The following is a 10,406-nucleotide window of genomic DNA, read 5'->3' on the forward strand; positions in this document are numbered from 1 at the left end:
CCGTTTCACGTTCTGGGGTAGTTAAGCCAGAACCAGATTCGGTGCTTTGAATGCCAGCGGCAGTTCGGCTTCGTCTTCGAAGGTTGCCCATTCCCAGGCTTCCTGCTTAGCCAGAACTGCTTGCAGCAGCTTGTTGTTCAGCGCGTGGCCCGATTTGAACGCAGTGAATGCGCCAATGATGTTGTGACCACACATAAACAAGTCGCCAATCGCGTCCAGCATTTTGTGACGGACAAACTCGTCTTCAAAACGCAGACCTTCTTCATTCAGTACGCGGAAATCATCCAGACCTATCGCACAATCTAAGCTACCGCCCAGGCACAGGCCTTTAGACTGCAGATATTCGATTTCACGCATAAAGCCAAATGTACGCGCCCGGCTGATTTGACGAACAAAGGCGTCAGCAGAGAAGTTCATCGCATAGCGCTGTGAGCTGGAATCGATAGCCGGGTGCTTGAAGTCGATGGTGAAATCGAGTGAGAAACCGTTGTACGGTTTGATCTCAGCCCATTTGTCACCCTCTTCCACACGCACGGTCTGCTTAACACGCACAAATTTCTTCGCGCTGTTGAGCTGCTCGATGCCCGCATCCATCAGCAGATAGATAAACGGTGCTGCGCTGCCATCCATGATCGGGATTTCTGGCGCATCGACTTCAACAATAATGTTGTCAATACCGAGACCCGCCAGGGCGGCATTAAGGTGTTCAACCGTTGAAATACGCACGCCTTCATCGTTCACCAGGCAGGTACTCAGCATGGTGTCGCGCACGTATTTTGCATCAGCCGGAAAATCTACCGGTGGATTCAAGTCGGTGCGACGATAGATGACCCCGGTATTAGCCGACGCAGGGCGTAATGTCAGTGTGACTTTTTTGCCGGTATGTAAACCGACACCAGTCGCCTGAACAATACGTTTTAATGTCCTTTGTTTGATCATCGCATTATCTCGCAGTATCACCTTTCCGACCGCCAGTATACTTTACCAGCGGACAGACACTTTAGCACAAAGAGCGGAGAATCCCAATTATAGGGTTAATCCTAGTCGGCCTGCTTACGTAAAAAGGCCGGAATATCAAGATAGTCTGGCTCTTTATTCGACTGCGCAGCCTGGTCGTTAACGACTTTGGCAGCAGGCTTCTGCTCCTGCGGCAGCGGTGACATACCGTGCTGCTGATAGCGATGATCCATCACAGGCTGACTGGCTGGCTTGTTCGTCACCAGGGTGATTTCCGGACGCTTGTCCATACCGATACCGGTTGCCACCACGGTAACGCGCAGTTCATCGTTCATTTCCGGATCCAGCGACGTACCGATTACCACGGTCGCGTTGTCAGAAGCGAAGGCGCGGATAGTGTTACCCACGGTTTCGAACTCATCCAGACGCAGGTCGAAGCCCGCAGTAATGTTGACCAGCACGCCACGGGCACCTGACAGGTCGATATCTTCCAGCAGCGGGCTGGAGATCGCCATTTCAGCCGCTTCTTCCGCACGATCTTCACCGCACGCCACGCCTGAACCCATCATTGCATAGCCCATTTCGGACATCACTGTACGCACGTCAGCAAAGTCGACGTTCATCAGGCCCGGACGGGTGATCAGTTCGGCGATACCCTGTACTGCGCCTTTCAGCACGTCATTGGCCGCGCCAAACGCATCCAGCAGGGAAATGCCACGACCCAGCACTTTCAGCAGCTTGTCGTTTGGAATGGTGATCAGTGAATCGACATGCTTGGAGAGTTCAGCGATCCCCTGCTCGGCAAACGCCATGCGTTTCTTGCCTTCGAAGTTGAATGGCTTGGTGACAACCGCCACCGTCAGGATACCGAGATCCTTGGCCACTTCAGCGACCACAGGCGCTGCACCGGTACCGGTACCGCCGCCCATGCCTGCTGCGATGAAGACCATGTCTGCCCCTTCCAGCGCAGCCCGCAGTGCTTCGCGATCTTCTTCTGCAGAGTTACGGCCCACTTCCGGGTTCGCACCCGCACCCAGACCTTTGGTAATGTTATTACCGATCTGGATGGTCTGGCCGACAGCTGTTTTACGCAGCGCTTGCGCGTCGGTATTCACAGCAAAGAATTCCACACCTTCGATACGTTCGCGTACCATGTGCTCTACGGCGTTACCGCCGCCGCCACCGACGCCGATGACTTTAATCACCGCGTCGTTGGTTAATTCCATAGGTTCAAACATGATTTCTCTCCGTTATGTGCCTGTCGCCTGGAGATCACTAAAGAAAACAGCATGATCCCCTTTCACAAAAATTAAAACTCTTTTTTTAACCAACTGTTAATACGCTTGAACCAGTTACCTACTGAAACCCGTTTTTCGGTCTCTGCATCACCGTTCATGTGCGACTCTTTGCCGTAATGCAACAGTCCCACGGCGGTGGAGTAGTACGATTCCTGCGCATAGTCAGTCAGGCCGGTAATATTCAGCGGCTGTCCGATACGCACCTGCGTATGGAATACGCGTTGCGCACAGGCCGCCAGTCCTTCGATTTGCGCTGCACCACCGGTCAGGACAATGCCTGCGGCCAGATGATGTTTCACGCCCTGCTGACGCAGTTGTTCCTGTAACTGCAGAATCTCGTCATTGACCAGATTCAAAAGTTCGGTATAACGCGGCTCAATCACTTCCGCCAGCGTCTGACGTTGCAGGCTGCGCGGTGGACGTCCGCCTACGCTCGGCACTTCAACGTTCTCATCTTTGCCGACAATCGAGCCCAGCGCGCAACCATGGCGCACTTTAATCGCCTCAGCATCCGTTGGTGGTGTACCAAACGCATACGCGATATCGCTGGTGACAACGTTGCCTGCATACGGAATCACCTTAGTGTGCCGTAAAGCGCCGCCGGTATATACGGCTATGTCCATTGTACCGCCACCAATATCGACAACACAGACGCCCAGCTCACGTTCGTCTTCAGTCAGAACCGCAAAACTGGAGGCGAGGCCGGCAAAAATCAGCTGATCCACTTTCAGTCCGCAACGCTCAACGGCTTTAACGATGTTCTTCGCCATATCGTTGTGGCAGGTGATCAGGTGCACTTTTGCCTGCATGCGCACGCCGGACAGTCCGACCGGATTCTTAATCCCTTCCTGATAATCAATTGCGTATTCCTGAGGAATCACGTGCAGGATGCGGTGCTCGTCACGTACTCTTACCGATTTGGCGGTATGTACAACGTTCTCTACATCATCCTGAGTCACTTCCTCTTCCGAAATCGGAACCATCCCGATTTCGTTCTGACAACTGATATGTTTGCCCGATAAAGCAAGGTAGACGGAGGAGATCTGGCAATCTGCCATCAGCTCAGCCTGATCGATGGCGCGCTGAACGCATTTCACCACCGACTCAAGGTCGTTTACGCCACCTTTATCCATACCGCGGGAAGGGCAACTGCCCACCCCAATAATGTTGACCATACCATCGGGCAGAACTTCCCCAACCAGGGCGGCAACCTTTGCAGTGCCGATTTCGAGTCCAACTACCAGTTTTCTGTCCGTTGCCTTGATCATTGTTGTTTAGCCTGTGCCTGGTTCTGTTGCTGATTACTGTCCTGTGGCTCCATCACGACCGGTGTCCAGCCAACAGAAGCGCCAGAGTCGTATCGCAAATCCACGTAGCTGATACGTTTGCTCTCGTTCTGACCTTGCTGTTGCAGCACCGGGTAGAGCTCAATAAAGCGATTCAGTCGTTTCATAGTGTCGCTGCGCCCCAGTTCGATGCGTACATCATCACTGGTAACCAGCTGCCATGAACGACGGGCCGTCATCGACGCCACCTTCAGAGTAAACTTCCGGGCTTTCAGCACATCATCCATGCTGTGATAGCCCGCCAGGACCTCTTTCTCACTCCCTTCAGGCCCATACAACATCGGCATTGTCTCTTTGCCGGCATGACTGGCGGGTACGCTGAAGGAGACACCTTCAGCATCCACCATATGCAAATCGTTCCAGCGCGCCACTGGCGTATACTCCACCAGATGGATTTTCAGTTCGTCTGGCCACTGCTTACGTACGCTGACCTGCTTAATCCACGGCAGTCGCTCAATCTGCTGCTGCAGGATATCCACATCCTGAGACATAAACGTGCCAGGCGGACCCAGCGATAGAATCGCCTGACGGATATCGTCGTGAGTCGTGTAGTGCGTCTGTCCTGTTACCACCAGCTTTGAAAGCGGCAGCCGGGACGCATCGTTCATCCACTTCAACACTACCAGCCCGCCAGCAACCATAATCCCGATAACGATCAGCAGAAAAACAATGCCGAACAGTCGGGCTCCGTTACTGCGCCCGGTGCGAATACGCTCCTGCGGTTCACGGTTTCGAACTCTCATCGCCGCCTGTGACATATCAGTCGGCCAGCTCCAGAATATGGGCAACCAGCTGCGGGAAACTCATGCCCGCCTGTTTCGCTGCCATAGGAACCAGACTGTGACTGGTCATGCCCGGCGAGGTATTGGCTTCCAGTAGCTGGAAATTCCCTGCCCCATCCGTCATCACATCAACCCGTCCCCAGCCACGACAGCCCAGTGCACGCCAGGCCGCCAGCACCAGCTGCTGTAATTCAGCTTCACGTTCAGCGCTTAACCCGGCCGGACAGACGTACTGAGTATCGTCAGAAATGTATTTAGCTTCATAGTCATAGAACTCACTGGCGCTCTTTATTTCAATTGAGGGCAGAATATGATCGCCCACAATCGCGACGGTATACTCCGCGCCGCTGAGAAACGCCTCGACCAGTACGTCATTGTCGTACTTAAACGCCATTTCCAGTGCGGCAGACAGCGCGCTCAGCTCGTTAACCCGGCTGATACCCACGCTGGAGCCTTCACAGGCTGGCTTAACAAACAGTGGCAGACCCAGCGCTGTAATCGCCGCGTTGCTCTCGGCATCCAGCCCGGCATCGAACTGCTGCCGCGTCAGCCAGACAAATTTTCCTGACGGTAATCCGCGACCCTGCCACAGCAGTTTGGTGCGCAGCTTATCCATGGTCACAGCCGATGCCATTACGCCGCTGCCGGTGTAAGGCAGTTGCAGAAACTCCAGTACGGCCTGCATTGTGCCATCTTCTCCGCCCCGGCCATGCAGCGCGATAAAGGCTTTGGTAAAGCCCTGCTCTTTCAGCGTCAGCACCGACACATCGCGGGTATCAATGCCATGCGCATCGATGCCCATTTCACGCAGTCCGGCGACGACGGCCTGACCCGAGTTCAGCGAAACCTCACGCTCTGCTGAGGTGCCGCCCATTAATACGGCAACTTTATCCGCCATGACGATCCTCCGCTTTGCGTTCCGGCTGAAGCTTAGTCTCCGCCAGCTTGCGGGCAACCTTGCCGACGTTACCGGCGCCCTGTACCAGAATCAGGTCATTGCCTGACAGCAGCGGTGCCAGCATCTCCGGCAGCGCGTCATGTTCCGGCACCAGAATCGGATCAACCTTGCCCCGGTTACGAATGGCACGGCACAGCGAACGGCTGTCGGCACCCGGAATCGCGGTTTCACCGGCGGAGTACACATCCAGCATCAGCAACACATCGACATGCGACAGCACGTTGGCGAAATCATCAAACAGATCGCGGGTGCGGCTGTAACGGTGCGGCTGAAACACCATCACCAGTTTTTTATCCGGCCAGCCTGCGCGCGCGGCTTTAATCGTCGCGTCCACTTCGGTGGGATGATGACCGTAATCATCTACCAGCATCGCGCTGCCCGGCTGTCCATTGACCGGCTCTGTCGGGAATTCACCCAGCAGATCAAAGCGACGCCCCGTACCCTGGAAACTCTCCAGCGCAGCCAGTATGGCAGTGTCTTCAATGCCCTCTTCAGTGGCGACGGCGACCGCTGCCGCCGCGTTCAGGGCGTTATGGCGACCCGGCGCGTTCAGCGTAATCTGCAGTGGCGCCTTGTCCTGACGGATCAGGGTGAAATGCCCCTGCGCGCCACTCTGCTCATAATTTTCAATGCGCAGATCAGCATCGTCACTGAAACCGTACGTGGTGATATGACGTCCCACACGCGGTATCAGATCACGGATGACCGCATCGTCCACACACATCACCGCACGACCGTAAAACGGCAGGTTATGCAGGAAGTTAATAAACGTCTGCTTCAGGTTCTCAAAATCGCCCTGATAGGTGTCCATATGGTCAGCTTCGATGTTGGTCACAATCGCCACCATCGGCTGCAGATGGAGGAACGACGCATCGCTCTCATCTGCTTCGGCAATCAGATAGCGGCTGTGACCCAGACGCGCATGAGTACCCGCTGCTTTAACCAGACCGCCGTTAACGAAGGTTGGATCAAGACCCGCTTCCGCATAAATACTCGACACCATCGCCGTGGTGGTCGTTTTGCCATGCGTACCCGCAACGGCGATGCCGTGACGGAAACGCATCAGTTCAGCCAGCATCTCCGCGCGACGGATCACCGGGATACGCTGCTCACGTGCTGCCACCAGTTCCGGGTTATCCTGCGATACGGCGCTGGAGACGACTACGACGCTGGCATCGGTCACATTTTCGGGGCGATGGTTAAAATAAATGGTGGCCCCCAGCGCAATCAGGTTCTGTGTCACCGGGTTAGGGGCCAGATCTGAACCGCTGATATGGTAGCCTTCATTTGCTAACACTTCGGCAATACCGCCCATGCCAGCACCACCGATGCCGACAAAGTGGATGTGCCGGACGCGACGCATCTCAGGCACGATAGAACGCAGTTTTGCCAATTGTTGTGTATTCATCGCTCTCAGTTACCTGCTATTTCAGTTTGTACCCACTCGGGGTACAGGTCAGACACGCTGACCGGAATGATTACTTTGCGGCGCGAGCCACTTCCTGAGCGACTCGTTCAGTCGCATCGGGAATCGCCACCTGACGGGCCTGCTCAGCCATCGTCAGCAGTGTTACGCGATCCCAGTGGCGTAGCAGATCCGCTACAGCCTCCGCAGTAAACTGCGGCTGCTCAAAAATTCTGGCGGCGCCCGCTTTCTCCAGCGGCAGCGCGTTCCAGTACTGCTGGCGATCTTTGTGCTGAAACGGCACGAAAATCGCCGGTAATCCGGCGGCAGCGACTTCGCTCACGGTTAATGCGCCGGAGCGACATACCACCACATCAGCCCAGGCGTAGGCGGCAGCCATGTCATCTATAAACTCAGTGACCTTATGCTGCGTCTGTCCGACCTGCTGATACGCTTTCTCTGTTTCGGGCTGTGCCCCTTTACCCGTCTGATGCCACAGGGTGATCTCATCACCCACCAGCGCCGCAACCTGCGGTAGCGTCTGGTTCAGAATCCGCGCACCCTGACTGCCGCCAATCACCAGTACCCGAATCGGGCCATGACGATCCGCCAGACGTTGCGCGGGCAAAGGCAGAGCCAGAACATCAGTACGAACCGGATTTCCCACCACATCGGCGGCGGGAAACGCGCCCGGAAACGCCTGCAAAACTTTGGTGGCGATTTTCGCCAGCCATTTGTTGGTCAGCCCGGCGATCCCATTCTGCTCATGCAGCACCACAGGAATACCACAGCTCCACGCCGCTAAGCCGCCAGGACCAGAAACGTAGCCGCCCATGCCCAGCACCACATCCGGCTGCCAGGCTTTCATGATGCGACGCGCCTGACGCCATGCATTGAAGATGCGCAGCGGTGCCAGCAGCAGCGCTTTCATGCCTTTCCCGCGTAACCCGCTGATGCGGATGAAGTCGATGTCAATGCCATGTTTTGGCACCAGATCGGCTTCCATACGGTCGGCGGTGCCTAACCAGCGAACCTGCCAGCCCTGTTCCATCAGATGATGGGCGACAGCCAGACCGGGAAAGACATGTCCACCGGTTCCGCCTGCCATCACCATCAATCGCTTACCGCTCATCGACCACCTCGGGTAAACGCCTGCGCTTTCGCCAGGCGCGTTTCATAATCTATGCGTAATAAAAAGACGATGGCGGTCGACATAATGATCAGACTCGAACCACCGTAACTGATCAGCGGTAAGGTCAGGCCTTTGGTCGGTAACATACCGGCTGCAGCCCCGACGTTAACCAGCGCCTGGAAGCTGAACCAGACACCGATTGAACAGGCTAAAAACCCGGAAAAACGCTGATCCAGTTCCAGAGCACGACGGCCAATCGACATCGCACGAAAAGCGACGAAGAATACCATTAAAAGTGCCATTACCACACCGACATAGCCGAGTTCTTCCCCGATGATGGCGAAAATAAAGTCGGTATGCGCTTCCGGCAGATATTCCAGCTTTTGCACCGAGTTACCGAGCCCCTGCCCCCAGAATTCCCCGCGACCAAATGCCATCAGAGACTGCGTCAGCTGGTAGCCGCTACCAAACGGATCTTCCCACGGGTTCCAGAACGAGGTCACACGACGCATACGATAAGGTTCGGCAATAATCAGCAGAATTACCGCAAAAATACCGGAGCCGATAATCGCCATGAACTGCCACAGTTTGGCACCGGCCAGGAACAGCATCGCCAGCGTAGTGACAAACAGCACCACCACCGTACCCAGGTCCGGCTGCGCCAGCAGTAACACAGCCAGCACGACCATCACGCCCATCGGCTTACAGAAGCCCCAGAAGTTGTTTCGCACCTCTTCCACTTTGCGCACCAGGTAGCTGGCGAGATAGCAGAACAGGGAGAGCTTCGACAGCTCCGCAGGCTGGATACGCAGCGGCCCGAGCGCGATCCAGCGCGAGGCACCGTTAACCGAGCTGCCGACGACCAGAACAATCAGCAGCATCGCCACCGTGACCATTAGCATCACGTTGCTGTAGCGCTGCCAGAAATCCATCGGCACCCGCAGCGTGACCAGCGCCATACCTAAAGCCAGCACGATGTAAAACGCATCACGTTTGGCGAAGTAGAAAAGATCGTCATTCAGACGCTGACCTACCGGCATTGACGCCGACGTCACCATCACAAAACCAATTACCGCCAGGCCCAGCGTCAGCCATAACAGTGTGCGGTCATAAAGCACCAGCGATGAGTCATCACTTTCGCGAGCGCCCATCACCCAGTCTTTCAGGCGTCCTGAGAAGTAACCCGCCAGTCCGGCGCCAGGAATACGCATCAGCTCAGCTCCTTCGCCAGTTGCGCGAACTGCTCACCGCGCTGCTCAAAGTTACGGAACTGGTCAAGGCTGGCGCAGGCCGGCGACAGCAGAACCATATCGCCTGCTTTGACCTGCGGCGCGATCTGCTCCATCGCCTGACGCATCGTCTCCGTGCGTACGGCGATCTCAGGACGCAGCGCTGCCAGCGCATCGCCGTCGCGGCCAAAACAGTAGATACGCACATTGTCGCCCTGCAGCCAGGGGATCAGCGGCGTAAAGTCGGCTGACTTACCATCACCGCCCATCAGCAGCCATAGCGTTCCCTCTACCTGCAGACCATTCAGCGCCGCTTCGGTGCTGCCGACGTTGGTCGCTTTGGAGTCATTAATCCAGCGCACACCCTGGTGTTCATGGACCAGCTGGAAGCGATGCGCCAGACCGTTAAAGTGCGTTAAAGCCGCGAGGCTGGAGGCGCGTGGCAGACCCACCGCATCAGCCAGCGCCAGCGCCGCCAGCGCGTTGGTGTAGTTGTGCTGTCCCACCATCTTCATTTCAGCGGTGTTCAGGACTTTCTCGCCTTTTACCCGCAGCCAGATACTGCCCTGCTGCTTATTGAGGTGGTAGTCGCCGAAATCGACACCAAAACTGACGCAGCGCTTATCCGCACCACGTACTGGCATCGTCAGCGCATCATCGGCGTTAACGATGCAGATCTGCGCATTCTCATAGACCCGCAGCTTGGCAGCACGATACTGCTGCATACCCAGCGGATAGCGATCCATATGATCTTCGGTAACGTTAAGCACGGTTGCCGCAGCCGCTTTCAGGCTATGCGTAGTCTCAAGCTGGAAGCTGGAAAGTTCCAGTACATAGAGTTGGGCCGGTGATTGCAGCAGACTCAGCGCGGGCAGACCAATATTGCCGCCGACGCCGGCCTGCCAGCCTGCGGCTTTCGCCATCTCACCCACCAGCGTGGTCACGGTGCTTTTGCCGTTGGAACCGGTAATTGCCACGATGGGTGCCTGCGCCTCGCGGCAGAACAGCTCAATGTCACCGACGATTTCAATTCCGGCTTCAACCGCTTCGCTGAGAATCGGATGCGCCAGCGCGACGCCTGGGCTGGCAACAATCAGATCGGCCGCCAGTAACCAGTCACCATTAATGCCGCCCAGATGGCGTTCAACCTGCCCGGGTAATTTATCCAGTCCCGGCGGCGAGACACGGGTATCCATCACGCGAGGCGTGACGCCCTGCGCTAAAAAGAAATCAACACAGGAGAGCCCGGTAAGGCCCAGTCCGATGATGACGACTTTTCTACCCCGATAGTCAGCCATG

Annotated in this window: 9 protein-coding genes; all 9 read right to left on the reverse strand. The window is 56.1% G+C overall.

All coding sequences use genetic code 11. The features are described from left to right. Positions 1 to 21 precede the first annotated feature (21 nt). The 9 genes from lpxC to murD all read right to left on the reverse strand — a co-directional run bounded on the left by lpxC (position 22) and on the right by murD (position 10,405). The gene (lpxC, locus tag K6R05_RS15540) at positions 22 to 939 is read right to left on the reverse strand and encodes a UDP-3-O-acyl-N-acetylglucosamine deacetylase (protein WP_031376704.1); all 918 of its coding nucleotides are present in this window, start codon (positions 937 to 939) and stop codon (positions 22 to 24) included. 101 nt (positions 940 to 1,040) lie between these two features. Beyond that, the gene (gene ftsZ / locus K6R05_RS15545; RefSeq protein WP_003854738.1) at positions 1,041 to 2,195 is read right to left on the reverse strand and encodes a cell division protein FtsZ; all 1,155 of its coding nucleotides are present in this window, start codon (positions 2,193 to 2,195) and stop codon (positions 1,041 to 1,043) included. A gap of 71 nt (positions 2,196 to 2,266) precedes the next feature. Continuing rightward, positions 2,267 to 3,523, reverse strand: a complete 1,257-nt coding sequence (gene ftsA / locus K6R05_RS15550) for a cell division protein FtsA (protein ID WP_010253890.1) — start codon at positions 3,521 to 3,523, stop codon at positions 2,267 to 2,269. Beyond that, positions 3,520 to 4,359, reverse strand: coding sequence for a cell division protein FtsQ (gene ftsQ / locus K6R05_RS15555; protein ID WP_161731618.1), 840 nt, complete (start codon positions 4,357 to 4,359; stop codon positions 3,520 to 3,522). The genes ftsA and ftsQ overlap by 4 nt, the downstream gene beginning before the upstream one ends. Position 4,360: 1 nt before the next feature. Next, positions 4,361 to 5,281, reverse strand: a complete 921-nt coding sequence (locus K6R05_RS15560) for a D-alanine--D-alanine ligase (protein ID WP_161731620.1) — start codon at positions 5,279 to 5,281, stop codon at positions 4,361 to 4,363. Next, positions 5,271 to 6,749: a UDP-N-acetylmuramate--L-alanine ligase gene (murC, locus tag K6R05_RS15565; RefSeq protein WP_222924562.1), complete on the reverse strand. Its 1,479-nt coding sequence runs from the start codon at positions 6,747 to 6,749 to the stop codon at positions 5,271 to 5,273. Before murC ends, K6R05_RS15560 begins: the two co-directional genes overlap by 11 nt. A gap of 70 nt (positions 6,750 to 6,819) precedes the next feature. Beyond that, complete coding sequence (gene murG, locus K6R05_RS15570) at positions 6,820 to 7,878, reverse strand: undecaprenyldiphospho-muramoylpentapeptide beta-N-acetylglucosaminyltransferase (protein WP_161731624.1); 1,059 nt, start codon at positions 7,876 to 7,878, stop codon at positions 6,820 to 6,822. After that, the gene (ftsW, locus tag K6R05_RS15575; RefSeq protein WP_222924564.1) at positions 7,875 to 9,089 is read right to left on the reverse strand and encodes a cell division protein FtsW; all 1,215 of its coding nucleotides are present in this window, start codon (positions 9,087 to 9,089) and stop codon (positions 7,875 to 7,877) included. Before ftsW ends, murG begins: the two co-directional genes overlap by 4 nt. After that, positions 9,089 to 10,405: a UDP-N-acetylmuramoyl-L-alanine--D-glutamate ligase gene (gene murD / locus K6R05_RS15580; RefSeq protein WP_161731628.1), complete on the reverse strand. Its 1,317-nt coding sequence runs from the start codon at positions 10,403 to 10,405 to the stop codon at positions 9,089 to 9,091. Before murD ends, ftsW begins: the two co-directional genes overlap by 1 nt. Position 10,406 lies beyond the last annotated feature (1 nt).

It is taken from the genome of Pantoea alfalfae, assembly GCF_019880205.1.
Taxonomy (GTDB): Bacteria; Pseudomonadota; Gammaproteobacteria; order Enterobacterales; family Enterobacteriaceae; genus Pantoea; species Pantoea alfalfae.

Excerpts from the sequence above, each read along its gene's own strand:
- K6R05_RS15560 (WP_161731620.1), bottom strand. The coding sequence starts at position 5,281 with ATGGCGGATAAAGTTGCCGTATTAATGGGCGGCACCTCAGCAGAGCGT.
- murG (WP_161731624.1), bottom strand. The coding sequence starts at position 7,878 with ATGAGCGGTAAGCGATTGATGGTGATGGCAGGCGGAACCGGTGGACAT.
- ftsQ (WP_161731618.1), bottom strand. The coding sequence starts at position 4,359 with ATGTCACAGGCGGCGATGAGAGTTCGAAACCGTGAACCGCAGGAGCGT.
- murD (WP_161731628.1), bottom strand. The coding sequence starts at position 10,405 with ATGGCTGACTATCGGGGTAGAAAAGTCGTCATCATCGGACTGGGCCTT.
- murC (WP_222924562.1), bottom strand. The coding sequence starts at position 6,749 with ATGAATACACAACAATTGGCAAAACTGCGTTCTATCGTGCCTGAGATG.
- ftsZ (WP_003854738.1), bottom strand. The coding sequence starts at position 2,195 with ATGTTTGAACCTATGGAATTAACCAACGACGCGGTGATTAAAGTCATC.
- ftsA (WP_010253890.1), bottom strand. The coding sequence starts at position 3,523 with ATGATCAAGGCAACGGACAGAAAACTGGTAGTTGGACTCGAAATCGGC.
- lpxC (WP_031376704.1), bottom strand. The coding sequence starts at position 939 with ATGATCAAACAAAGGACATTAAAACGTATTGTTCAGGCGACTGGTGTC.
- ftsW (WP_222924564.1), bottom strand. The coding sequence starts at position 9,089 with ATGCGTATTCCTGGCGCCGGACTGGCGGGTTACTTCTCAGGACGCCTG.